The sequence below is a fragment of the Sulfitobacter indolifex genome, assembly GCF_022788655.1.
GTDB classification, from domain to species: Bacteria; Pseudomonadota; Alphaproteobacteria; order Rhodobacterales; family Rhodobacteraceae; genus Sulfitobacter; species Sulfitobacter indolifex.
In genome coordinates, this window is record NZ_CP084951.1 from 1,983,217 (window position 1) to 2,008,808 (window position 25,592).

A 25,592-nucleotide genomic window follows, 5' to 3' on the forward strand; every position below is an offset into this window, starting at 1 on the left:
TATTTTTCTATTGGATCGAAAGGATGATAGAATTCTCTTCTGGGGAATGCGCAAACGGGCGGTAAACAAATGGATTTCGGTATTTCTGGCGGCACAAAAAAGCTGCTCAGAGACGGGCTGCACCGCATTTGCACGGCCCAGCAAACCCTCGATCGAATTCTGCCGATCAAGCATAAATTTGGGATTACCCGCATTGCGAATGTTACAGGTTTGGATCGTGTCGGGTTACCGGTTGTATTGGCCATCAGACCCAATGCACGCTCCATTTCGGTATCTCAGGGAAAAGGTTCGACGCTTGTTCTTGCCAAGGTCTCCGCTTTAATGGAGGCGATCGAAATCTGGCATGCAGAGCATTTTGACCGACCAGTTTTCTTTGCGCGTTTTGACGATCTGTCTGAGCAACATGATTTTATTGACCTGACACGACTGCCGGAAGTTCGTGGGCGCACCCGCAACAGCGCAGAACGCCTACACTGGGTCTACGCACAGGAATTGATGAGCGGTAGAAAGGTGCTTGTTCCCGTAGAAATGGTGCAAACTGATTACACCCACCCGCTCTTTCCCGGCACAGGATGTTTTCCCTCAAGTACCAACGGTCTGGCCTCGGGGAACAGTGAGCTTGAGGCGACATGCCATGCGATATGCGAAGTGATCGAACGTGATGCTTTGGCTTTGTGGCATCATGGCTCTCCCGACGCGCAGAAGTCGTCGCAGCTTGACCTAAACACCGTCGATGATCCAATTTGTTTGGAGGCCTTACGGAAATTCGCGGAAGCTGGTCTGGAGTGTTTTGTATGGAATGTGACGTCCGATGTCGCAGTGGCCTCCTTTATGTGCGTGATCTTTGACCGCCAGTCAGAAACGGACCATCTCGGGCTAGGATCAGGAACCCATCCGGACCGCTCGGTCGCGCTGGAAAGAGCGCTAAACGAAGCGGCGCAGACGCGGTTGAACTATATCTCCGGTGCCCGAGAGGACCTGTCATTTGAAGAATACAGCGCGTCCGGCCGAGCGCAGAAAATGACGGAATTTGCGGTTGCTCTTAGCGGACCGATGCCTTCGCTGAAATTTTGCGATGTCCCTTCATCTTCCAACATTGATCTGGAAAGCGATCTTAATTTTCTCAAGAAGTGCTTGTGGAGTGCTGGAATCAATGAGGTTGCTGTTGTCGGTCTTGGGCGTGAAGAATTCCGAATTTCAGTTGTACGGGTGATCGTGCCGGGGCTTGAAGCTCCGCATGACGACGAAGGGTATGTCGCGGGCGTCCGCGCCCGCCGTCTCAGTGGAGAAGGAACTATGGGGTGATCGTCTTTGCCGGGCCATCTCTTTGCGATACCGATTTCTTGCAGGGTTCCGCACTCGAAATCCGGCCCCCCGTGCGTCAGGGCGATGTCTATTTGGCAACGCTCGAAAAACCTAAGGCGATCGGCATTATCGATGGGTATTTCGACGGAACTCCCTCAGTCTGGCATAAGGAAATCCTATGGGCGATATCACAAGGTATTACAGTGCTTGGCGCGTCCAGCATGGGTGCCTTGCGCGCTGCTGAGCTTGATACATTTGGCATGATTGGTGTTGGGGCGATCTATGTCGACTACCGCGACGGAATATTGGAAGGTGATGATGAAGTCGCACTAGCACACGGACCGGCTGAACTTGGTTTCACGCGGTTGAGCGTTGCAATGGTTAACGTTCGGGCAACTCTCAAGGCAGCGGTTCTCGCAAACGTACTTTCCCGGACCGAAGCCGGTGAATTAGCTGTCCGGGCCAAGAATATCTTTTTTAAAGACAGAACATGGGAGAGCGTTCTGTCAGAAACTGATACGGGGCTAAACGATCGCGAAAACCTAAAGGCTTGGATTGCAGCGAACGAGGTCGATCAGAAACGCATTGATGCCGGATTTCTTCTGGAGCGCATGATCACGGTTGGGTTGGAAACACCTGACATCGACTTTCATTTTGAGCGTACCGATCTTTGGGTCCACGCCACCCGGACTTGGAAAAGTCGCCAAACGAAGTGCAATAACGCGGACAGCGGAACTTACAACCTATTGGGGAATAACAACTTTCTCAGCTAATTTCAGTCGGCATGTGGTAAGCTGCGTCTCAGAAATTAAGGCGCACGTAGCGAGAGGGAAGCAAATCCATGCAGGGCACGCGGTTCCGACTGTTCCCTCAACCCCAATTTCTGAAAGATTTTTCTGAGCCAGAAATTGTTCTTGTCTCATCCGTCGCAGGGAGCCTTGGGCCGGGCCCCTCGGATGATCGCATGTATGCAATATTTCCCATCGGTAAGACCGCCCCCTATGGCATTGCGCCCGACGGTTCTGCGGTTTTGACACCTGCATGGCAGGGACAGGTTGAGGATCCTGCTTATCCTGACGAATACGGCAATTTCGACTACCTCGAACCTGGCACTCCACAATTCGAAACTGCGCACCTATTCGGAACTGTTCGATTTGTGATGGATATTTGGGAGGGATATTTCGGGCGGGAGATCCCTTGGCAGAGCGACGGCACTTATGACCGCGTCGAACTGACCATCCTGCCCTCGCTTGAAAACGCCTATTCCGGCTTTGGATTTCTTGAGATGGGCGGCGACCGTAGCGATGGGGGATATACACCCTTCAGTCTCAACTTTGATGTTATTGCCCATGAATTGGGTCACGCGATCATCTATTCTGAAGTGGGCGTCCCCGATCCAGAAAACGTGACCGGGGAGTATTTCGGGTTTCACGAAAGCGCTGCCGATCTTGTTGCGCTCCTCTCGTCGCTGCATTTTAACTCGCTGGTAGATAAACTGCTCGAACAAACGCGCGGTAATCTGTACACGCTTAACGCGGCAAGTCGGATCGCCGAACTGTCCGAGAACAAGCAGATCCGAGTGGCCGCCAACGACTCGCGGCTGAGTGATTTTGCTAAGGGCTGGGTCAAGGAACACCATCTAGCCCAGCCGCTTACCGGTGCATTCTTCGATATCTTCGTGGATATCTTTCATGAGATGCTGCTCGACTACGGTGCGATTTCACCTGAGCTTGAAGAGTTGTCCGACAAATTGTTGGCGACGCCTGAATATGCGACTGTCATGCAGGCTATGTTCGACGAAGCGTTTGCCGCCAATCCGGCAGCGTTTAATCTGGCCCTGGTTGATGCACGTGACATCTTGGGGACCTATCTGGCGGACACCTGGAAAGAGTTAAAAAATGTTCAACTCGATTTTGTCGAAGTGGCTGATTTATTCGTGGAAATTGACCGCCGACATACGGGAGGCCGATTTGCACGGCTGATCCGCGGCAACTTTGATATGCGTGACATCGGCTATGCGAAAGTCGGGCCACAACTCCAGCCGCTCGACAAGGGCAGCCACGCAAATTCCGTGCGGACTATGGTGCCGATGGACTAAAACGGAATACTGCGCTACCATTTCAATGCTTTAGGTTGAATTTTCTTCCAGGATTCTCATTTAAGGAATGTCGCTATGAAAGAGTCAATCCACTCCTCAGCAACGATCGTTATATTTGGTCGTGTGGTTGATGATTTGCAGGTGAGCATTTCTGCGGAAGACAAAAAGGCAAAGAGAGACCCGAAATTTGCGCGGGCCTATGGCTTTACTTTTGACGGCACGTATCTCGAACTGACGTCTCCTGTACTCTTTCTAGTAGATGGAAATGGCGAAGAGGCGGACGATATCGAGCTTCCGGGTCCTAATCCGCGCGATAAGAAGTTCTATGAAAACCTGCGCGCTTGGACGGTCAAGCGCACGGATGAGACGATCCGATTGGATGTTGATTCTGGTAGGTTCGAAAACCTTCTGCCCGATACCGGCGGCGATGGCGGGGCTGGCGTGTCGGGTGCGCGCGTATCAGGCGCTCGGGTTTCAGGAGCGCGCGTATCAGGCGCTCGGGTATCGGGTGCGCGGGTCTCGGGTGCTCGGATCAGCGGTGCACGCGGAGATGCCAGCGACTGATCCAATTAGCGTTTGCTGGCCTTACTATTCGTTATAGTCCAGCACGTTTTAGGCCTTCCAGAAAGTGCTCAACGTCTTCTGGGTATTTGTCCGGTTGAACATCGGCCCAACGTTCGGCAGCAAAGTCCGGATGCGCTCTGCGTACCCGATCCGCTTCGGACTGGGCTTCGTCTTTCCGCCCAAGGTACGCATAGGAGGCAGCTAATATCCGTCTTCCTTCGGTCGGATTTTGCATCTTTTGGATTGTTTTGATTGCGTCATCATAGCGCTTAAGGTTGAAATATGCCCCCCCGAGGTGCCAGACATATTGATCAGGATAAAATGGGTTGAGCCGCATAGCTTTCTGTAAAAGATCGATGGACTCTTCTGACCGACCTGAATGCGCTAATGCGTCAGCCATGTCGGACATCACATTGGCATCGTTGGGGTTCAATTTCAGAGCACGGTCATAGGCATTGAGCGCCGCTTCATGCTCCTTCCGGTAAAGATGCGCAAAGCCCAACTCGCCGAACCCGCGCGCATCGCTTCCATCCATTTCAATGGCGCGCTGCGCAAATACTAGGGCTTCGTCAAGCGAGTTCGCGGTGTCCTCAGACCAGTCGTAGCGCCAGATTAAATTGGACGTCCGCGAACTTGCGGCGTAGGCCCGTGAGTACGAACTGTCACTCTCCAAAGCGGCCTCAAACAGCGAGCGGGCGTTTTGCACGTCTTTTTGGGTGTACCGTGACAAATACCTTTCACCCTTGAGCACGATCCCATAGGCCAGCAAATTTGCGGGCGGCAGCAGGCGCGTTCGTTCTTGTTCAGTAACCTCGATTTGGGCCGCTGTCGCCGACACGATGACTTGATTGATTTCGTCCTGCAAATCAAAGAGGTCTTCGATATTGCGATTGTATTGCTCGCCCCAAATCGTGCGGTTCAGCAGCGCGTCCAGTAGCTGGATGGTAATCCTCAGCCGGGCTCCGGATTTTCGGACGGACCCCTCTACAACGTAGCGCACCCTCAGTTCGCTTGCCACTTGCTTTGGCGCTTTGAGCCGGTCGCGGTACATGTAAGCGGAATCGCGAGAGATAACGAAGAGATTGTGAAAGCGCGACAGGCTGGTGGTAACGTCCTCCGTTAGGCCCTCAGCAAACCATTTGTCGTCCTCGCTGTTGCCCTGAAACTCGAAGGGCAGCACAACAATGGACTGATTTGGAATAGCCCTTTCCCGGTAGTCGACCGATCTGTTGATATCGCGCCTCAATCCCGGCGTCATTGCCGCGGAGGCCGGGTTTTCATGAACCTGAAAGACATCGACTGTTTTGCCGATATTTTTGAAATCGTGGCCGCCAAGATATTCGTACCCATATTGAAGGTTGTTGCTGACATGATCGTAGGTCGCGCCCGAAATGCAAATTCGTCCGGGATTTGAAAACGCCTCAATCCGGGCAGCGATATTGATGCTCTCACCCGAAATATCGTCTCCCTGAACAAGAACTTCGCCGAGATTGATGCCGAAGCGAAACCATATCTGTTCGTTTGCGGCCAGGCTCTGGTTCATCTCGCTGCAGATCTTCTGCATCTCGACGGCGAAGGTGACGGCATCAACGGCGCTTTCAAAAATCATGAACGCGTTGTCACCCGCCGACCCCTTAAATTCCCCAGAGAACGCATCGATCTCGCTCCGAAAAATATCTAGCCGCTCTCGCACTGCGTCTGCGGTTCCCTCTTCGTCGACGCTCATCATTCGGCTAAAGTCCGCAACGTCTGCGAATACTATTGCAACCAGCCTCCTCTTCTTTCTGGAGGTCGAACGCGCTGATGCTTTGAGCTTACTCACCTGCGTTCGTCCAGCATGTGGGCTTAAACACGACCTTGGAATTCTGCGTTAAAGCTTCAAAAACCGACTTCCGTGTTTGCTCCCACTCAGAACTAAGCAGCCCGGCAATAATGACATCACGCCTTTTGCCGTCCGAGAACCACCCCCCCCGAAACCGCCCCTCTTCCTGAAATCCTAGCGAGGTGAGAGTGGACCGGGTCGCTGAATTGTCTTCTCTGTAATAGGTCGACACCCGGTATAGCCGAAGCTGCCTGAACGCGAGTTCCAGCAGGCTGATCGACATGGCCGTCGCAAGGCCTTTCCGGCGAAACTGCCGCCCCACAAATGCGGGAACGATGGCATCACCGTGGATGTAATTGATGGCCTCCAGTCCCGCGATGCCCGCCGGCCGCCCATCAGCGCTGATCGCGATGAACCAAAAGGCTGTCGGGTTGGTCGCGTACTCCAACGACTTTTTCCAGCTGCCTTTCATAGCGTCCAGATTTGTTGGAATGGGACTGCTTCGCTCAAACAGCGCTACATCTTTGAAGTCCCAAAACCATTCGGAAAACGTCGATATATCGTCCAAAGACATCGGGCGGAATGTAAAGCAATCAACACTTGGTTTCGCAGCCATACGGTTTTGCCCTAGTCTTTCCGGCCAATCGAAGGGAAACCAATCAAGCAGTCGGAAAAGTTTGGTATGACACCCGCGTGGCACTCACTAACACAGTTTTCTGATGTAACTCCGACTGTACCTGTTTTTGCGTCCTGATGCCAACTTTCTTCGCCTGTCGACCGCGGCTGTCACAGTTGTACGTGAATTCGAACGCAAAGGATCGGTTTTTGGGCGACCTGAGCCCCGGCCTCACGAATGGTTTAGTGAGATGTACGACTGCATCCCACGGCGCCGCGGCTAGACATAGCCAGCTACGACCTGCAAAAGCTTGTAGGCGGTAGGCGCGTCGTTCTTGACCACCGCAAAGAAATCTTCCGCGCTGATGCGCAGGCATGTTAGATCGGTTGTGGCGCGCATATCGAGGGCCCGTGGCACGCCGCGGATTAAACCAAGTTCCCCCACGAGATCGCCCGGTGACGAAACAGTGACAATTTGGTTGTCGCCATCTTGTCGGGGGTCCAGCAACTCCGCCGTCCCTTCCAATATCAGAAATGCGCCAATCGACGGGTCGTCGCCTTGACGAAAGACGTAGTCGCCGGCGGCGGCATGATACCAGCGTGCACCAAATGCAAGCAGTTGCAACTGCTTGCGCGCAAGACCTGAAAGCAATTCGGCGCGTTGCAGCGCGCGCAGTTTCCGCGCCATATCTGCACTGAACGTCTGATGTTTCTCCCCCTCCCCATCGCTGACCATGCCAGACAACCGCCCTTGCTGCATGAGGAGATGATGGTCGAATTTTTCGGGTAGCGCGATATCAGAGCCTAAACAAATGATTATGGTCTGGGGTAAAAGATTGCGGAGCTGAACGTGCAAGTTTTTGCTAATTTCCGCATCAAAACTCGCAAGCGGTTGGTCCAGTATCAAAACATCTGGCCGCTTGACAGTCGCCCGGCCCAGAGCGACCGTTTCGGAAAGCATTGCTGACAAATTCCTCCCCCCCAAGGTGACTGGGAGATAGAATAATTGTCCTAGAATAGCCCCCTGCAGCCCAGCAGAGCGCAGCCGTTTCCCGACGAGCGACAGGAGAGCTTTGGCGTTTACGCCATCTTTGATTTTGCCGAACAAGGCGTTCTCAAGAACGGAGAGCCCTTCAACCGGTGCATCGGTGCTTAGCGGTACAAATATGTCTTGGGTTGTTTCCTGTAGGGTGGCGGAATGTGCGCGGCGCATTTGCATGACCCGCGTCATAATATCAGCAGGAAATGCCGGGCCAATTTTCTCCGCGGGGATTACGAGAGAAACAGCAAGCAACTGCGCTTTCTGACTTAGTGACAGAGGGGCGCCCCGGCGGTAGACGGGCAAGAGTTCCAGCGCCGCTTCAAAAGACGATGGCTGCAGGCCGAGCTTGCGAAACAGAGGGTGATCGGTACCGTCTACTCCAAAGATTTTATCCAAGAGATCAACGACATCTGCGGCCAGCTGAAGTAGATCGTCCTCTAGGTCCAGCTTGTCCAAAAGCAACGCAAAGGATGGGTGTTCAATCAGGACCTGCGCTGTGACGGGGACCAGCGGCATCGCAAAAATCAGGTTTTCTGCCACCGGCAATGCGGGGTTGTATGTCGTTTCGTCGAAAAAGGCGACCTGATCCGCCAGTCCGGCACCGCGCACTTCTGTGGCAATTTCCGCGCGCAGATCGGTGAGTTTGCGAGCAAGTTCGGGATGCCGCTTTGGGAACAATTTTTGCTCAATGGCACGATCTAACAAGAAATCATTCAATCCGATACTGGTGATCAGTTCGATCCACCAATCTTGCAAGGCTTCGATGTCGGTTACTTTCGCGGCAGCAGCGTCAAGCCATGGCACATCCAGCGGATCGGTGCTGTTACCGGTGCGCTCACTCTCCACAATAACCGCCATATCAGGTGGCGGAACCTGTGGGCTGGTGAGCAGCGCCATATTGAAGTTGTCGCCCAACAGGCCCTCAAACAGGACGGGTGCAGTGCCGACGTAGCCGATCCGGCTAGCGATTGTGATTTGATGGAGCGCGCTGAGGTTCTGGCCCGCGATGTGCACCTGGCCGTGCGATGGCAGAAGTTCGCGTGTTAGTAACATCGACAAAGCGCGACGGTCTTGCTCGTCCGGCACGGTGATGGCGATAGAGCTGGCAGCTGGGAAAGTGGCATTCAGATCGTTTAGAACGGTTGCCCCTTCCGCATCCACTACGCTAACGCCACGCAATTCGATGTCACCAACCAACTGCGGATTGTCCAACGCTGCGCCCTCAAATAGTGATGTATCTATCATCTGCTGCGGCGCGAAACGGTCTATAATCGTTTCCCATCGCATCGCCATATCCTGCGATTGGTTGTAGTAGATTAGAAGCTCTCTCCAAGGGCTAGAGAGATCTTTGTATGCTGCCAGGGCGGCCACCAAAGCGCCCACCGTGATTTCGCCTTTAATCGCCAGAAAGCCGCCAATCGTATAGAAAAGGAATGGCGTGAGTTGACCGATGAAGTTGTTCACGAACTTCATGAAATACTTTTTTCGATAGATCTGGAAACGAACGTGATAGAGGCGCCCCAGACGGGCTGAAATCATCGCCAGACGGTGGCGCCAGCCGCGGTTCAGACGCAGTGTCAAGGCACCTGCCGCACTCTCCCCAATTTCGCTGGCGAGCGCGCGCACTTCAATGACGCGGGCCTTGTTCAGCACATTGATCTGGCGCTGCATCCTTGGAATAATCCATGCCTGTAAAGGGATCATGGCGCAGGCGGCGATGCCAAAGGCAAAGCTCTGGACAAATAGAAAGCCCAAAATCGTGAGCATCTGCCCCGCCTGAAGGATAGGCTGGGAAACCGCGTTCCCCATGAGCCCGCCCATCGGTTCAACCTCCGATGTGACCATGCTGACCAACTCACCCTGACTGGTGCGCTCAAAGTAGGGGGACGGAAACCGCAAGATCCGCGCAATGAGCGTATAGCGCAGCCGCCGTAGCATGCGCTCGGAAAGCACACCGGTCATTGTGTTGATCCGCATTTTCATCGCGCCGTGGGCCAGCACCGACGCTAAAAACAGGCCACACAACATCATTAGAAACGTGATCTGACCGAACTCAACGCCCTGAACCGTAACGGTTCCGCCCTCCGCACCGATGGCATCGTTGATAATGCGCTTGGGTAGTTCGAGGGTCAGATACAGCAAAGGAAAGAGGACCAGCGTTGCCGTAAGCAAGATTAGCTGTTCGCGCTTCGAGAACTTCCAGATGAAAGCAAAGAGTGAGCGTTCGATACTCTATCCTTCCAGAGTAGTTCTGAACAAGCGTAGGTTTCACTCTACGGCACCCCTCGTTGTATTCCAAGAAAATGCGCCAGCGTGCCTATGTCGGACACCCCTCAAGCCGAGCCGGCACTGTGCGGCAAGGCAAACGCTGCGGCGGATGCCGCAACAGCCTACTGCCTGCTCTCGCTGCATCGTTGACAGCACCATCTACATAGTCGGTCTGGTCTTGCATTGCGTTACAGCTAAGCCACCATCTGGTCCATGATCAGTCGATCTGGGCTTTTAACCGTTCGTATTTAATCGAATTGCTGGACGGCGGAGCGACGCCAATTAGCCATCTAAATGTTGAAGATAATCTGCAGTAAGCATTAGGCGTCTCTGCTTCGCAAATCGCAACGCGAGTGACTGTAATTACCCATCAATTACAGCTCGAATGCGACGCACATAGGAGAGACTAGGGTGGGTGGCGGAGGGGGTGTCCGCGATTACTTTCCTTGAACAATCTGATTATAAACACTTATATTCTGAAATATATCTCTAATACCACAAAAAGTACCACCCCTCGTAAGAGCCAGCCCCTGCCGTAAATGTTGAAAGAGCTCTGGAACATCCCTGATGTGACGGGCTCTTGTGATCGTTTCCACCATAAAATTTCTTCGAGGCGGCATAGCGTTTTGAAGTAAGCGGTGTCTGGCCAGCACTTGGGATCAGCTTGACGGCTGGAAATTCCAAGGAAGAAGGTCGTCGATGCGATTGGCAGGATGACCTGACGCAATCGCTTCAAGGGTCGCTTTGAGGTATGCGAACGGTTCGACATCATTGACCTTCGCGGTGGCGATGAGAGATGCGATGCGGCCCCAGGCGTGACCACCTTCGTCGTGACCGGCAAAAAGCGCATTTTTTCGCGTCAGGGCAATTGGGCGGATCAAGTTCTCGACGGCATTGGAGTCAATCTCGACCCGACCGTCGTGCAGAAAGGTTTGCAGCCCGCTCCATTGCCGATGGATATAGGTCAACTTTTCGCCGAGGCGGGACTTCGAGGAGATCCGGCGCCGTTGGTTCTGAAGCCACTCGCCGAACTCTGCAATCAATGGCGCCGTGCGGGTCTGGCGTGCCGAGAGGCGCTGACCGGGACCCATCCCACGGATCTCGCTTTCAATGCGGTAGAACTCCGCGATCCGACGCAGCCCTTCTGCGGCGATCTCTGAGCCGTCTCGATCAAAGACTTCTTTCAGCTTGCGACGCGCGTGTGCCCAACAATACGCGACGGAGATCGGCGCGCCGCCTTTCCGCGACGGGCGCGTCAGCCGATTGTAGCCAGCATAGCCGTCCAGTTGCAGAGTGCCGTCAAAGCCCTGCAAGATCTGTTCTGCATTCTGCCCCGCACGACCCGGGGCATAGGTGAAGACAACGCCTGGTGGATCATCTCCACCCCATCCTCGGTCGTCGCGCGCCAGTGCCCAAAGGTATCCGGTCTTCGTGCGGCCTCGACCTGGGTCCAGGACGGGGGCCGTTGTCTCATCCATAAATAGCTTGCCGGACTTCTTTAGATGCTCAGCCAAGCGGTCCACGACAGGGCCAAGATGGAAAGCCGCTGTGCCGACCCAATCGGCCAAAGTGCTACGGTGGATATCGACGCCGGAGCGGGCAAGGATTTGGCTTTGGCGATACAACGGCAGGTGGTCTGAGAATTTGCTGACCAGCACATGTGCGATGGCACCCTCAGTCGGCAACCCGCCTTCGATCAGATACGCAGGAGCCGGGGCCTGCGTGATACCTTCAGCGCAGGAACGGCAAGCATATTTGGGGCGAACGGTGACGATGACACGCAGCTGCGCTGGAATGATATCCAGCCGCTCGGTGCGGTCTTCGCCTATACGGTGCATCTCGCCACATCCGCAGGGGCAGTTCAAACTCTGAGGCTCGACCACCCGTTCAACCCGTGGAAGGTCTGCGGGAAGATTGCCACGGTTACGCCGGGCAGCTTTGCGAGGCCGTGCCTCTGAGAAGGTCTGCTCAGCTTGCTGAGTCTCAACTTCGGCGACGGCCACCTCAAGGTCTTCAAAAGCCAGCTGACGCTCATCCTCGCTTAACTTCTCCGACCGCTTGCCATGTGTGGCGTTCTTGAGTTCGGCAATAAGGTGCTCCAGACGCTTAACCAAAACTTCCAGCTCAGATGTTTTGGTTTGCAGCCCGGTCGTCTCTTGCTTCAGCGATTTGTTCTCGCGCAGCACCGCCAAGACAGCTTCACGCTGGCTCTCGGGGATGGCAGATAAATCGATGGGCGGCAAGTTAGACATGCCCGGATTATAGCTTGATTTACGCCCAAATGGGCAGGCTTTTTGCGCCCCCGAGTCACTCTGCCGCAGCCGGTCTGCGGGGTTCTAACGAACGCACCCGGCGCCAGTCCAACCCTGCAAATAACGCCTCGAATTGGGGGCGGTTCAAGGTGATCGCGCCATCTCGAATGGCTGGCCAAATGAAGCTGTTCTCCTCAAGTCGTTTGTAGGTCATCACGAGCCCGCTCCCGTCCCAGAACAAAATCTTCATCCTGTCAGCCCGCTTGGCGCGGAATACAAAGACTGTTCCGGTAAAGGGGTCTTGGGCCAATGCCGACTGCACCATCGAAGCCAATCCATCGTGTCCTTTACGGAAGTCCACCGGCCGCGTTGCAACCAATATCCGAATGCCTTGCGATGGCATCAGCATGAAGAAGCTTCAAGCGCATGAGCGATCTTTGCAATCCTAACCGCCGGTGTCTGCAACGGCAGCTCGATGGCGATCTGTCCAAAGATTAATCTGATCGCCTCATTCGGAACAGTCAGAGCTTCTGTGGGCTCTTCCGGCGCAGCAGAAACCACCAACGGAGCGAAGAGTGGCTCGTCAGTCTCCGGGGCGGGTAACAACAGCTTCCCTTGCTTAGCCTGTCGGCGCCACGCCGATAGCTGGTTCGGAAGGATGCCATACCGCTCAGCGACAGCGTTCACCGTTGCGCCGACCTCAAGCGTGTCCGCCACCGCCCGCGCCTTTGCGGTATCCGACCAACGGCGGTGGCCGGACGCATAAATCTCAACGCCCAGTGATCTGAGAAACGAATTTGTAGCGCACATTGCGAAACGCACTCCCCATCATAAGATGGGTTCGTTCTCGCAGTCCTGATCACACCCTACAACGTGCCCTCGGGCCACCGCTTACGTTTTGAACGCAAATGTTGTTATGGCACATAGCAACGACCGACATGCGGACTGTGCTGACATTCGAGGCTGTTGCGCCAATGTCGGCTTTGGCGGATGGAAGGGTAAGAAACTGTATTTTTGGCTGAAAAGTTCCGTCATGGAGCATTTGACAGAAACGTCAAAATGGTCCCTTGGGCGGCATGCTTCAACTCGGGGGCACGAGGCTCCAGACGACGGAGTAAGACACTGCCGCGTACGTGAACTGGTCGAACCGCAGGACCGCAAGCCGCATCAGATCCGCGTTTTGGTTTTCGGCAGCTACCCGAGCCAAGGCCAAGGCCCGCTGCGCCTGTCGCGCCTCGCGCAACAAGAACTCTGCCAACGCCCGGTCGGTTACTTCGCCGTCGATGTTCGTGGTCACAAAGTTCACGGCCGCTTTTAGCGCCAGCGCGCTTCGTCCGGAATCGTCAGCGTTTTCTGCGTTCTCGTCCGGCGGGACGACGTCACCTATCAGAAGTACCTCTTCGGATGCCGAACCGAGGTTATCATCCAATATGCTGATCAGATCATCTAAAGCTTTGATCGCACTCTCGAGACTCTCGGAGCCCACCGTCAAAGAACCCGCTTCTTCGATAGCCCTTACCATTTCGGCGACGGCTGCGATGGCGGTCGCCGTTTGGATCGACACGCTTCGCTCCACCTCATCCGGCATTTGGCTCTTCGACTGACTGTTCGAGGTCAGAGTGGCTGACACGGGGGCGGCCAATACCAAGGCACATGACACCAATAGCACGCGCGCTAAGAACACAACGGCGGGGAAAGCGAATTGCCTATTGCCCATCTTCAAGTGCCTCCAAATTTTTTACGGTACAAGCCTCACTGCCCGACAGCCCAAGAATGGTGTGAGTTCGCGCAACAAAAGGTTCAGGATAAAATTTCTTCAGCTTGGTCCAGACCGCTTCGAAATCCGGCTGACCGAAAACGAACCCGCAGTAGTCAACAAGATAGAGTGCGCGCATCCCATCGCCGACGACCTCTTCGTCCATCAGGTGCTGCGCAGAGAAATGAAAATTGATCCCTTCGCCGGTAGTCGCCAAGCCGTTCTTCAACTCCCGACCCAACTGACGCCCCTCGCGAGCCAGCTGGTAAACTGTCGTTGCGCTGATCTGGTCGACTTGTCTTGTGAATGAACAGGTTGTGACAGCGAATCCTAGAACAGCCACCAGCACCGCAAGTGGGCTTAGAAGCTGGCCAGCTCTCGATACGAACATCCAGAAGCGGTTCTCATTGTTGGTCAGGTGAACCGCAATGGTGGCCTCGTCGCTAGCACCTGGCTGAATGGCAAGCGTCTCAATTTGAGAGAGCCGCTCCTCAAGTGCAGCATTGCTGCGCTGCAGCGCTGCGACAGCGTCTTCCGGCGTGCGGGGTAGCGCGGGCTCGTCTTGCATCTGAGAACCAGAAAATAAGGCGAATTACGTTTAAACTTCTGGTTGCACTATAGCACACTTCTTCGGACAGCGAAACTCTCGCGCCTTGTAACCCGACCGACAGACCACCATTCGAACCATTTCGAGATTCAAGCAGACGTCCATTTTTACAGTGTAGCGAGCTTGGGGTTTGTGGGCTCGACGAAAGTGCTTGTAGCTCCTTGGGCGATGTCCAACATCACTGAATACGTTTAGACCACAAACTTTTTGCGATTACCTGTTAGGTTCTGGCGGGCCTTTGGCCACTCCCCGAAAACCGGACGCTCGTGCAAAACGCAGCAGTAGTTAAAGTGGGCTTACTCCGGACGTTTGCGGCCCAACACGCCAAGGTTCGCACTGCGGACGGAGCAGACATTTGACGTCGTTCATCTCAATGTCCGCTTTCGCGACTACAGGTGGTCGAGGCGCCCGATGCATTGGAAATTACGACTGGAGCTTTATAACTTCTGTCTCTTTTCCATCGACGATTACTCTGTGCAGAACACCGTCAGCCTCAATTTCAAAAATGTGGCGGACATATCTAAGGCTCAACGTTGGGACATTCTCCCGTATTTCGTCACTTCGAGGTATTTCACCAATGCTTTCGCTATCACCAATGTGTCCGGCCCGGTAGCTCAGAAGGCGAACGGTTTTAGGAAGACCGCCCATTTCGTTGCAAACAGCTTCAACTGCAATCGCAGCCGCCCCGTTTCGTGCAAGCACGACCGGCTTCCCAAAAAACGACCTGACTTTTCTGCTGATCTCTGCCCAAGCGGAGAGGTTGTCATTGATGGGTTTGCCAAGAAAAAAGGCACTTAGGAGCACAGTCCAAAGCGGAACTGTCGTGGTGGCGATAACCGTCAGAAACGCAGGTATATCAGCGCCGGGACCGATGTTCGCTTCCGCAAATTTACATTTGAAATCGCGTTCAAGGTCCTGTCGATAACGCTCGCTGTCTTCTTCCCAAGTTTCCTCATCTCCACCATAGGTTTCATCCACGACAAGGATGAAAATCTGTGAAATTTTTTCTTCGGGCTGTGGCATCAATTTCCTCACGAGGGCGAACCGTTGCTTCGTTCTATCGTAACGCCAACTCATTGTCTGCGCCCGCATTGCAGACATTGGTGCTCACGGCAGCATTTGGTAACTTTGGGCTCGGAGCGGTCGTTAGCTGCGCTTCGCATGGTGGTCGTCCACGCGGGACGAAGCACTATTCCGAGAAAGTGACCTCAATGTCTGCTTTCGGGGGTATCTTCAGCTTGGTCTCTGTCAGAAATCTCTACAGTCACATGATCTACGCCCGATAGCTCCTGAACTCGTGCTTTCACGGCGCGTTTCACGACGTGGGCATCCGCGCCTGCTTCGAGATCAATCTCTAGCGTTGCCATCGGGCGTTCCTGTGTAATCGACCAAGCGTGGACATGGTGTGCACGTTCGACACCGAGAACGCTCGCTTCGAGGTCAGACGAGATCGCGCGGGCGTCAAAACCGCGAGGCGCTCCTTCAAGGAGAATGTGCCCGCTTTCGCGCACGACAGCCCAAGCGGATCGCAGGATCAGCGTAACGACGACGACCGAGAGAATTGGATCGATAGGCGTCCATCCGGTCCAAATGATAACCAAAGATGCGATGATGGCAGCAACCGATCCTAGCAGGTCTCCCATTACATGGAGGGCCGCCGCGCGCACATTCAGGTTATCCCCTTCGGCGCGTGACAAAACCCAAAACGCCAAGATGTTTACGACAAGACCGCCGACGGCGACCCAGAGCATGAGTCCTCCCAAGACTTCGGAAGGGTCTCGCAATCGCTGCACTGCCTCGATAAGAATCCAGATGGCGATGGCAAACAAACTCAAGCCGTTGACGAACGCCGCAAGAACCGAGAATCGGTCAAAACCGTAAGTGCGCTTCCAGTCCGCCGGTCGCCGGGCAAGGCGGAATGCGAGCCACGCGAGAATGAGCGATGCGAAGTCCGTCAGCATGTGCCCCGCATCTGCAAGAAGTGCGAGGCTCCCAGAGATCAGACCGCCTACAACCTCTGCGCCCATGAAGCCGCCGGTCAGGATCGCCGCTATGGCAATCGCACGTTCTTTTGACCGACGCTCATCTTTAGGAGCATCTTTTGACAAAGTTGGTCCGTGAGAATGCCCATCGCCGTGATCGTGACCTGCACCCATATTTCTTATCCTTTCGGTTTTTTAGAAAGGTGGTGCCATTCACTGAACAGGCAACCGTGTCCTTGAAAGATTGCAGACATTCGTGCGTAGCGCAGCAAATGTCGAAATGGGCTCGAACCGGAACTTCGCCGCGCGGAAGACGGACGGCAGCATTTAGTTCCAGCGAAGCGGCTCCATGAAACATGCGGCGGAGCCAATTGTGATCGACATTTACAGCATGGTCTGGCTTGTAAGAGGTGTGGTTCTTTTTCTTCTCTATCGCGTCGAGTTCATTCGAAACCGACACCAAAAGGCCCCATGTGTTCGATCAATTAATTTCTCGCAAACATCTTCCCAAGGCAAGAACCTCCTCAGAGCAGCGCATTGGCTCGCGTTTCGCTTTGGAGCGGTGACTACTGCCTCGAAAGCACAGTCCAGATCATCACTGGGGACATGAACCGCCTCTGCTAACCAAAACAGCATTGGGGCGCATTGGATGTGGTTGTAGACAAAACGTGCATCGCGGCTGGGAATGCTTGCCCGACCATACGCGCCCGGTCCGTCATATTCGCCCAACCATCCCAACCAATGCTCCTTCTGGCTGGAATACCACGCCCCGCCAAATCCAACACCTTCCTCCAACGCTAACTCCAACTCGCGGTAGCGCGGTGTATTTGTATCTAGTTGCTTAATCCGGTGGCGCAGGTGTTTAGGCCGCAAACCGACCATCCCCGCCCTTCTCTGCCTGACCAAGCGCGGCCAGACTTTCCATAAGCGGTTCGACGGTCCCTGCCCTTGCGCGGACAAAGCGGCGGGCGATTTGTTCGGGGGTGGCTTCGCCCATCTCGGTAAGGGCTTCGCGCACGGCGGCGATTTGTTCGGGCATGGTTTTGGGCCAGGGGGCTTTTTCGATCTTGGCGACCATCCCAAGTTCCATATCGCCGGTTTTGCCTTTGGCAACTTGCTGGCCAGTTGGGTTTTGATAGTCGGGGCGGAGCCAGCGGATATGGCCGCGTGCCTCTTCCTCTGCGCGCTCTTTGTTGAGGGCGACAAGGCGGAGGAGAATTTCCTCGTCACTCAAGTCCGCAGGCCAGCCATAGGCATCTGCCACGGCGGCGTCGATCTGGTCGTGCAGGTCGCGCAGGATACCGATGAGGCCTTGATCATAGATGTCTTTGTCCTTGCCTTCGATGGTGTCCCCCGCGCGCAGCTTTTCCAACACGTTATACATCTGGGTCAGGGTCAGCTTGGGGTGCGCGGCCTGCTGACGCTTGCGGTGCGTGTCGAGGTCTTCGCCAAGTGTGCGGAGGGTGGATGTCTGGTCATCGGTGAGGGTTGGGAAGGGGAATGGGTTGAAGCAAATGCTATGGATATAGACTGGATCATTGCCTGCACCCTGCCAGTTCCCCCTAGCAAGAGAAAATACTTCGTGAATACGGCTCGCAAGAACGGAAAAATGACGAGCATCTCCACTGGCTACCACACGCACCTTTTGATCAGGTAACGTCTCTTTATCCATCATAACAAAGATGCGGTGCTTCGCGGTCTCGGTTGTAGCAATGTATCTCTTTAAATCGTGTAGTGCTTTTCGCATTTCTGGGCGCGCACGACCGAAAGTCCACCAAGATTCTCGAAGAACTTTTTCTCTTTTGGCATCACGTTCAGGTTTCACACGGTCATATAAAAACTGAAAAACATTTGGATAGTCTTGCCGCAATCGGGCCTCTTGCATTCCGAAACAGTCGATGATCATCAGACCCCGAGAAAGACCATTTACGTCTCGCCCATTCACATATGGAAAAATCGGCGGCGACTTCTTCTCAAAAGCAATCAATTCAGATGCTTCTAACTGTGAAACCACAAATCCCATTCCGTAGGGCATTACGCCTTTGTGAGCTAATCCTTCGTTCGCTTGCAGTGGCTTGGTACTTGCTACATCTGCACCAATCTGTAAATTCGCAAATAATTTACCAATACTATGGTCAAAAGTAACTGTCCGCCCATCCACCTCGCTTTCGCCCTTCTTCTCGGAAGAAAGCGTTAGAAGACGACCTGCACGATTTCCAACAGCTGCAACGGTTATACCAATGCGGACCTTGGCATCACCTGTGTTGTTATCCACCCAAGGGTGATCCGGTATCGCAAACAACAGCGAAAGCGGCTTTTTCGGATCGTTCAAATGTGGCTCCAGCACGCGGCGGTTAAACGTCTGGCGCAGGCTGTTCGTCGTGATCAACCCAAACCGCCGCGCTCCCTTGCCTGTTTTGGCATTCCAGCCCCGCGCCGCGATGGCCGCTTTTTCCCACCAGAACATCACCAGATCAGCCGATTGCGGCATCTTCGGGTATGCTTCCCACAGCGCCTCGACATAGCCATCGCCCAGAGAGTCCCTCAGCCGTGACGCCCCGATAAACGGCGGGTTGCCCACGATGAACTCTGCCTCTGAACATTTCGTCGGTTTCGGCTCGGCATAATCATAGACGCCAATGCGCGCAGCGGGGTCTGGCACTTCTTCGCCCGTAACGTTATGCCGGATCGTCGTCACGCCGTCCCAGCGGGTCACCGGCGCGCCGTCCGCGTCTATGCGCGGGGTGCGTCCTGACCATTCCAGCACTGCATCGCCGTTACGGATGTTCTTGAAGTCGCGCAAAACCGGCTCGGACGGGGCCGCCTGCCCGTGGGTGCGAAAGTGCCATTGCAGATAGCCGATCCACAGCACCAGCTCGGCCACGTTTGCGGCCCACGGGTTCAACTCGATGCCTAGGGACTGGTGGGGGTCAACGGTGATAAAGCCGGCTTGGGTTTCGCCCAGTTCTTCCAACAGCGCGGTGACTTCGCCCTCAAGGCGCTTCATCATCTCAAGTACCATAACGAAATCACAACTAAGGCATTGAGAAGATGAGGAAAACACCGGCAATCGCATATCTCAGGACCTCCAGCGCCACGAACGTTGGGGCAGACAAGACCTCTGGCGAACGCCAGCGCGAGGCAATCGAGCGCTGCGCCACCGAACAGGGCTTCGAGATCGTCGCGAAGTACTATGACGAAGCTGTCAGCGGCGCTGAGCTGATTGAGAACCGCCCCCAGTTCAAGGCAATGCTGGAACATATCGCAGGAAACGGCGTCCGTACCATCATCATCGAAGACCCTTCCCGCTTCGCGCGGTCCATGCACGCTAGCATCTTTGGCGAGGTGCTGCTGAAAGGCCTTGGCGTTAAGGTCATTTGCGCCAACGGCGAACCGCTCTTCGAAGAGGAAGACGACATGCGCCGCGCCATGTCGCAGATTGGCATGGTCTTCGCTGAGCTTGAAAAGAGGAAGCTTGTGAAGCGTCTACAGACAGGCCGCGACATCAAGTCGAAGGCTTTGGGGCGTAGGGTTGAAGGAGGATCAAGACAGTACTCAGAGGACGCGCTAACGCGCGCCAAAGCCCTCTACCGCGCCCCCCGCAAGGGTAAGCGGCGATCCCTACGCCAGATCGCTACAGAGCTTGCCAAGGAGGGTTTTACGGCTCCATCCGGCAAGGAGTACAACGCGAATTCGGTTCGCCAGATGCTGGTTAAAGTAGGTGTCTACAAACCCGCTTGAAGGCCTTCACCGCCTCCGCCACCCATCCCCACGCCAGCGCACCAATACGCCGCCTCACAGCGCCGCTGACACACTGTCCTACCCATCCCCCGCGTCAGCGGGTACCGACGCCCTAGACCGCCTCCAGAGGCCTGCAATCGCAGGCTTTAACCCTCACTCCTACACATCGAACTCCCAACGCAATCTGACCCGTGGCGCCGGGCAGTGTGTGAGGGAATGTAGGTAGTATGGTTGATGGGAGATGGTCCCGTGGTTGAGATGGTGTTGTCCGCGTTAGCGGACCACTCGTTCTACATTAAATACTTCGTATAAATCATTGATTTAAAATAATAATAATCGGGGGTCCCGTCAGGGGATGCCCGCTGGGGGCCGGTTCGCGCCTCGGGTGCCGTGGGCGGGAAATTGAGCACCTAGCTGTTGTTTTGAATCGGTTTTTCTCTGGCGTCCATACCCCCCCTTCTTAGAACGCAAATCGACCTCCAGAAAATTTTTCATTCGGTCCGAAGGGTTGCCTTTTTTCGTTCTTTTCCTTCGCGAACCGCGCCTCGATAGTAGAAAAATTGGGGCCAAACCGTTGTCTTTTATCGAAACCGTCCTGCCAGATTCCTAGGTCCAGCGTTCAACCAATGGCATACTATAGCGGTCATGAGTTGCATCTTCCTGCGCTTCCACCCCAAGAGGCGCAATCTGTAGTTTCTTCTCGCGGCCCGCCATTTTTAGCTCATCAAAAGGTGACAGAAATCGCTTATGGGCAGCGACTGCCTTAAGCAGAAACTGACTCTTCGAAACGATCACTCTTTGGCTTCTAGTAAGGAATAGACGAATTTGCGCTCATCAGGCATGGAATCGTCGTTTCGATGATGTTTGTTAAGCTTTATAGGAACATCAAATGCAATTCGAGACACACGAGTATCTGATTTCGACTTTCCCCAATTTAGAATACTCTTATTCCGAAGTCCCACTTCGGCGCCCAGAACTTTAATTTTTCCACCGGCTTTAAGCTCATTCGAAGCGGCCTTGTTCGTAGTGTCTACGGTAGTGACCGCGATATCAAAGGAAACTTTCGTGTCAATATCTTGGGCTTGCCCATCTATGGAGCCGGGAATAATTGCGCTCAATTGATAATTATCGACTTTAGCCTTGTGAACCCCCCGGATAATTTCGCTCAGCGTTTGCGCCACAAACGTCTCAAGTTCCATGAAGTATGCCCCCAAAATTTTGGTCACGCTAGGTCAGCAGCGCGGAATCTACAAGTAGGGCCTCTTCATCATACCGCATGCTGACCCCCCTCATGTTGGAGAAACGCATACGCACAGTCCGACTTGCGCTTATGTGTACGAGGGAGGATGAGGAACGTTAGGCCCAAGCCAATCTAGGCTGGTTGTCGATTTGGCGGCAATGCCGTTGTTCTCTGAGCGCCAGACAAAGGCCGTTGTGAGGACGAATCACTGGCTTCTTCATTGCTCAGGATCGGCTACAAGCACACGAGATTTTTCATTAAAAATGGTGATCCAGTAAGGCAGCAGCTTGCCAATATCCGTTCTCTCGTCCTTATTTAAATACTGGGAAGCTCTCCCGTCTAATATAGAGCTTGCTCTATGCAAAATGGCGGCAGCCACTGAAGGCTAAGACAATTTTTAAGAAGCGTAATATAGGATTAACGAAAGGTTCGAAATAGTGTGTAATAGTCTATGGCCCCCAATAGAACTTGACGGCGAATTAGCTCAGGTTGGCAGAATAATCATGCACTTCAATTCACTTGAAAAACACACCAGCGGGGTGCTGCGGCAGTTCATCATTGAAGACTTTAATGACCGAGTTATTTTGGGTCTTTGTGAGAGCCTTAATGGAGTAGAGCTCGAAAAGAACCTTCGTCGGTTTGCCTGTGTACAAGAGCTTTCTCACGGGGCTATCGGCTGCGAAGACGCTATTCGGCACCTGATCAAAGTGTATCAAAATGGAAAATCCTTGAGGAATAGGATTGTGCATGAGCTGGCTGACAGCTTGCATGACCAAAAAATGCATTTACACAAGCACACCTTTAGTCCGAGTCATGAGGGCAAGGGGCTTCTCTTAGAGGGGGAGTTGCTCAATTTAATTGTTGAATGGTTGAGTGGGGCATCTGATTACTCAGCGAAAGTGGGGATCGAGCTATCATTTGTGCGTGGTCTGCGAGACGAAAAAGAACGACGGTTTATTCCCGGAAATGCCCCCGGATGGCCAACCCCTATAGACTTTCTTACTTGGGAAATGGTTTCCGCTGGCCAATACTGATAGCATGAAAGTGAGAAAGATAATACATGCCTTTTAGATATTCACCTGCAGTGGAGCTTCTTGGTTCACAGCTAGAAGTTAGGAAACGGGTGCGCAAATCTTGGATGCGAGACGCGGGGGACTTACCTAAGGCGCATGAATGCGCGCTATCTTCCATTTGCTCTATCATTAACCGTTTTTCTGGTAGACGCTTCGAAAAAACATCCGCAAGTATTGAAGGTAGAATGAGCCTCACCGCTCAATTTATTCAAGGTATTGATATTTGTGAGGTTTCAATTGCTGAGGGCCTGTACGCACAGGCAGCCGCTTTACTGAAGCAACAGCTTGAAACGATTGCGGCTATCGACGAGTTTGAAAACAATCGAAGAAAAGAAGGAAAAACGCCCAATATAGGCAAGGGAGTCACCAAAAACTTCGGATCGATCTATGGAGATCTGAATGGAATCGCGCATGTTTCCCGGCAAGGATTCGCGCGCCAGCTTGTGGCAATTGAAAAAGGAGAGCTTTGTGCGCCAAGCTTGACGCCGAAATACAACGCAGAACTCTCACAACTACTATATGGCTATCATGTTTACTTTATCGTCGAGGTCGGAAGGCAAGTCGAGCGGATATTTATGGAGGCCCTTGATGAAAGATTTTCTTCAAGAGAAGTGTCGCTACACCTTTTTGCAATGGCAGTATTGATGCGTGAAAAAGTCATTGAATTACCACCCGAGATTAAAGAACGGTTTTCAATTTTTGACCTGAACAAGGTCTATAAAGATTTTCTTGGTGAGGTGCCTGCCCGCTAAGCATACCTTAGCGGCCTCACTCATCCACGATCCGAAGTTGTAATGGTACATACCGTATGCCACCGTTAACCTATATTTATTAGATAAGTGACTTCCAGATGGCATCGACACCTTACCAGATCAAATATGTGGTGCATCCTACCGCAAGTTTTCCAACCAAAGCGGGAATGCGCGCTTATCTTGCGGAAGAGCGAAAAGCTTGGGGGCCGTTCTTGGAAGAACTCCCTAAACTTATCGAAACGCCAATTCCATTCCAACGCAATAAACACCAGACGGTGGAAGGATTATCAACGGTTCTGGATGTCTTAGAAAAACGCTTGGATGACCCCGCGCAGTTCAATGAACTAACCGCGCGAGCATTGGTAGGCCACGGAATGGCAGTGCCACCCAGTTCGGACAGTGAAGAAGGAAAGCTGATACTTGCTCTCTTCGACGTAGGGAGGAATGATCTGGCTGTGGCAGCTTACACAAGCTTCATCGTAGACAACTTTAAAGGAAATGTAGTCAACCACCCCGTTTATGGCCCCGTTGCAAACCGGGGAAGACAGCTATTGGAAGCCGCGACTGTCGCATCTGTGTTGCCATTCAGTAAAGTTTCTTCGGCAAAGCTCGCTGGTGCAGCCCGGAAAGCAGAGAACCATAACGCAGCCTTGGGGCAAGAAGTCGCCAAGGCAATAGAGATCAACAGGGCCCATGAAACTAATCTTGCTGAAGTCCTGCAGCAGCAGCGTGAGCGCGGTTCAAAGCTCGACAATGCGTTCCGCCGTCTTAACAAGCGCCGCGCTCGTCAATTTGACGAATGGAAACTGAAGATCACGTCCGAAGTCTCGGAACGCTTTGAAGAGGCTGAGAGGCGTATCGTAGGCATGGAGCGTTTAAGCAGAGTTAAACTGCAAAAACAGGAGGAGGAGTTCGAAAGGCTTCAGGATCTGTTTTCTACTCAACTCCGACTGCGCGCCCCGGTCAAGCTCTGGGAGGGGCGTGAGAATAGTCACAGTGCGAATTCAAAGGCTGCTTTAGTTCGACTGTTTCTCTTCGGCGCGCTTACTGCGGCGATAGCAATCGCTGCGCCTGTATTTTTTGGTGACTACATTGCCGATAGCTTTTTCGAGATAGTTTGCTCGCCACAGGGGGCCGAAGGTTCGAGAGACCTAAGCTGCGAACGCTTTTTCTCTGCTAAGGGTCCTTTAACCGTGACAGGCCTCCTGCTCGTTATGTCGATCCTCACTTGGATTACACGCCTTCAGTACCGCATTCACCTAAGTGAACGCCACCTCGCGCTTGATGCTAGTGAGAAGAAGGCCTTCGCCGAAACCTACTTAGCGATGAAGGAAGGCGAGGACGTAGGGCAAGATAACGAAGCGATCGTACTGGCGTCTCTGTTCCGCCCCACGCAAGACGGCATCATAAGGGATGATGAGACGGGGATGGACCTTTCAGCAGTTGCATTGCTAGCAAAGCAACTCGGAAGAAACTAGCCAATGAACAGGTGGAAATTTTCGCCATCTTTTGCAGTGTACTGCGTTACAGCGCGACCCCCTTCATCAATCAATGAATTCAATTCACTCGGACTGTATAAAATGAAAAATCTATCGATCTCCATTGCCCTCCTCTTTTGGTCCACAACTTTGCTGCGCGGAGAGCCGCAGCTCCAAGCACTTAGCGCCGCCGAACTGATCGAACTCTGCATTTCGGCGCAAGCGAATGATGAGGATGGAGAGAGGTATGCTGTAGAGCTTGAAAGCCGCTTAGGCCTAAACTTGAGCGGCGGAGAAATCATTGATGGGATTAACTGCATCACGCGGGAATTTGACGAGATTTATAGATATAGTGGTGATCAGTTCTATAGCTACGAAAAACCGGGAAAGATGAACCGTGCGCAAGCGGAGAAGCAGGCCGAAGAAGAAAGGGCTGTGGATGAGCTACTGGCAGAACTTGACGCCCGCAAAGCTGCCGCAGAAGCGAAGCGCATTGACGAGGAATGGCAGAAGCGAGAACAGGTACGAATTGAGAAGGCACAGCGTAGCCGCGATTACGCCGCCGCGGTGAAACGTATCTGCAAGATCGAATACTACAAAGACCGTTTTCGAGCACTTACGACCCCAATGTGTACGCAAGTGTTCTTAGACAGCGGCATACCCTGAAACCGGCCCGCCTCAGCCAGTTCTCCCTCAAGCGAGGTCAACTTGAGTTGCAATAAGAGGTGCAATAAGGAGATTCGCTGATCTCCTAGTGCGTTGTTTTAAAAGGGAGATATGGGCTGGCGGAGGAGGTGGGATTCGAACCCACGGTACGCTCTCACGCACGCCGGTTTTCAAGACCGGTGCATTCGACCACTCTGCCACTCCTCCGCAGCACGCTCCTCCTAGAGCGCCCTGATTGATTCGGCAAATGCACAATTTTGCCCACTAACCTTCATCGCAACCTTGGGGAAATTCGCCGATCTGCTGTCGGCGGTCTTTTCACAGCCGCTTG

21 protein-coding genes and 1 tRNA gene are annotated in these 25,592 nt (G+C 53.6%); 9 read left to right on the forward strand and 13 right to left on the reverse strand.

Features of this window, described 5'->3' with window-relative positions:
- Positions 1–69 precede the first annotated feature (69 nt).
- From DSM14862_RS09685 to DSM14862_RS09700, 4 genes are all read left to right on the forward strand, one after another.
- Entirely contained in the window at positions 70–1,305 is a 1,236-nt protein-coding gene (locus DSM14862_RS09685; RefSeq protein WP_007120084.1) for a YcaO-like family protein, read from the forward strand.
- Entirely contained in the window at positions 1,302–2,078 is a 777-nt protein-coding gene (locus DSM14862_RS09690) for a TfuA-like protein (RefSeq protein ID WP_007120085.1), read from the forward strand. Before DSM14862_RS09685 ends, DSM14862_RS09690 begins: the two co-directional genes overlap by 4 nt.
- A gap of 68 nt (positions 2,079–2,146) precedes the next feature.
- On the forward strand, positions 2,147–3,403 hold the full coding sequence (locus DSM14862_RS09695) for a gluzincin family metallopeptidase (protein ID WP_007120086.1): 1,257 nt from the start codon (positions 2,147–2,149) through the stop codon (positions 3,401–3,403).
- A gap of 75 nt (positions 3,404–3,478) precedes the next feature.
- Complete coding sequence (locus tag DSM14862_RS09700) at positions 3,479–3,967, forward strand: hypothetical protein (protein ID WP_007120087.1); 489 nt, start codon at positions 3,479–3,481, stop codon at positions 3,965–3,967.
- Between the two features lie 31 nt (positions 3,968–3,998).
- Here the strand turns inward: DSM14862_RS09700 and DSM14862_RS09705 are convergent, their stop codons facing one another.
- The 11 genes from DSM14862_RS09705 to DSM14862_RS09755 form a co-directional block, all read right to left on the reverse strand.
- A complete protein-coding gene (locus tag DSM14862_RS09705) occupies positions 3,999–5,696 on the reverse strand; it encodes an adenylate/guanylate cyclase domain-containing protein (RefSeq protein ID WP_007120088.1) in 1,698 nt (565 codons plus the stop codon).
- Positions 5,697–5,781: 85 nt separating this feature from the next.
- Positions 5,782–6,405: a GNAT family N-acetyltransferase gene (locus DSM14862_RS09710; protein WP_040701327.1), complete on the reverse strand. Its 624-nt coding sequence runs from the start codon at positions 6,403–6,405 to the stop codon at positions 5,782–5,784.
- A 279-nt stretch (positions 6,406–6,684) separates the two neighbouring features.
- On the reverse strand, positions 6,685–9,618 hold the full coding sequence (locus DSM14862_RS09715) for an ABC transporter transmembrane domain-containing protein (protein WP_007120090.1): 2,934 nt from the start codon (positions 9,616–9,618) through the stop codon (positions 6,685–6,687).
- 755 nt (positions 9,619–10,373) lie between these two features.
- A complete protein-coding gene (gene tnpC / locus DSM14862_RS09720) occupies positions 10,374–11,966 on the reverse strand; it encodes an IS66 family transposase (RefSeq protein WP_243254230.1) in 1,593 nt (530 codons plus the stop codon).
- A gap of 55 nt (positions 11,967–12,021) precedes the next feature.
- The gene (gene tnpB, locus DSM14862_RS09725; protein ID WP_243254372.1) at positions 12,022–12,291 is read right to left on the reverse strand and encodes an IS66 family insertion sequence element accessory protein TnpB; all 270 of its coding nucleotides are present in this window, start codon (positions 12,289–12,291) and stop codon (positions 12,022–12,024) included.
- Positions 12,292–12,368: 77 nt separating this feature from the next.
- On the reverse strand, positions 12,369–12,776 hold the full coding sequence (locus tag DSM14862_RS09730; RefSeq protein ID WP_040701328.1) for a transposase: 408 nt from the start codon (positions 12,774–12,776) through the stop codon (positions 12,369–12,371).
- A gap of 271 nt (positions 12,777–13,047) precedes the next feature.
- Positions 13,048–13,554: a hypothetical protein gene (locus tag DSM14862_RS09735; protein WP_131541681.1), complete on the reverse strand. Its 507-nt coding sequence runs from the start codon at positions 13,552–13,554 to the stop codon at positions 13,048–13,050.
- A gap of 118 nt (positions 13,555–13,672) precedes the next feature.
- Positions 13,673–14,290: a hypothetical protein gene (locus tag DSM14862_RS09740; protein WP_007120096.1), complete on the reverse strand. Its 618-nt coding sequence runs from the start codon at positions 14,288–14,290 to the stop codon at positions 13,673–13,675.
- A gap of 462 nt (positions 14,291–14,752) precedes the next feature.
- A complete protein-coding gene (locus tag DSM14862_RS09745) occupies positions 14,753–15,352 on the reverse strand; it encodes a hypothetical protein (protein ID WP_131541682.1) in 600 nt (199 codons plus the stop codon).
- A gap of 185 nt (positions 15,353–15,537) precedes the next feature.
- Positions 15,538–16,437, reverse strand: coding sequence for a cation diffusion facilitator family transporter (locus DSM14862_RS09750; RefSeq protein WP_243254231.1), 900 nt, complete (start codon positions 16,435–16,437; stop codon positions 15,538–15,540).
- A 736-nt stretch (positions 16,438–17,173) separates the two neighbouring features.
- Complete coding sequence (locus DSM14862_RS09755; RefSeq protein WP_322790837.1) at positions 17,174–19,387, reverse strand: class I SAM-dependent DNA methyltransferase; 2,214 nt, start codon at positions 19,385–19,387, stop codon at positions 17,174–17,176.
- On the opposite strand from DSM14862_RS09755, the gene DSM14862_RS09760 reads away from it, so the two are divergent.
- On the forward strand, positions 19,363–20,052 hold the full coding sequence (locus DSM14862_RS09760) for a recombinase family protein (RefSeq protein WP_007120101.1): 690 nt from the start codon (positions 19,363–19,365) through the stop codon (positions 20,050–20,052). The two genes, DSM14862_RS09755 and DSM14862_RS09760, sit on opposite strands and share 25 nt — an antisense overlap.
- 791 nt (positions 20,053–20,843) lie before the next feature.
- Here the strand turns inward: DSM14862_RS09760 and DSM14862_RS09765 are convergent.
- Positions 20,844–21,251: a hypothetical protein gene (locus tag DSM14862_RS09765; RefSeq protein WP_131541684.1), complete on the reverse strand. Its 408-nt coding sequence runs from the start codon at positions 21,249–21,251 to the stop codon at positions 20,844–20,846.
- Between the two features lie 544 nt (positions 21,252–21,795).
- Here DSM14862_RS09765 and DSM14862_RS09770 point away from each other — a divergent pair.
- The 4 genes from DSM14862_RS09770 (at position 21,796) to DSM14862_RS09785 (ending at position 25,261) form a co-directional block, all read left to right on the forward strand.
- Positions 21,796–22,326, forward strand: coding sequence for a hypothetical protein (locus DSM14862_RS09770; RefSeq protein ID WP_131541685.1), 531 nt, complete (start codon positions 21,796–21,798; stop codon positions 22,324–22,326).
- 224 nt (positions 22,327–22,550) lie between these two features.
- On the forward strand, positions 22,551–23,117 hold the full coding sequence (locus tag DSM14862_RS09775; protein WP_007120105.1) for a hypothetical protein: 567 nt from the start codon (positions 22,551–22,553) through the stop codon (positions 23,115–23,117).
- A 98-nt stretch (positions 23,118–23,215) separates the two neighbouring features.
- Positions 23,216–24,595: a DUF6161 domain-containing protein gene (locus DSM14862_RS09780; RefSeq protein WP_007120106.1), complete on the forward strand. Its 1,380-nt coding sequence runs from the start codon at positions 23,216–23,218 to the stop codon at positions 24,593–24,595.
- A 102-nt stretch (positions 24,596–24,697) separates the two neighbouring features.
- Positions 24,698–25,261 carry a hypothetical protein gene (locus tag DSM14862_RS09785; protein WP_040701332.1) on the forward strand — a complete coding sequence of 188 codons (564 nt, stop codon included), beginning with the start codon at positions 24,698–24,700 and terminating at the stop codon, positions 25,259–25,261.
- Between the two features lie 117 nt (positions 25,262–25,378).
- On the opposite strand, the gene DSM14862_RS09790 is transcribed toward DSM14862_RS09785, so the two are convergent.
- A tRNA-Ser gene (locus DSM14862_RS09790) sits at positions 25,379–25,468 on the reverse strand.
- Positions 25,469–25,592 lie beyond the last annotated feature (124 nt).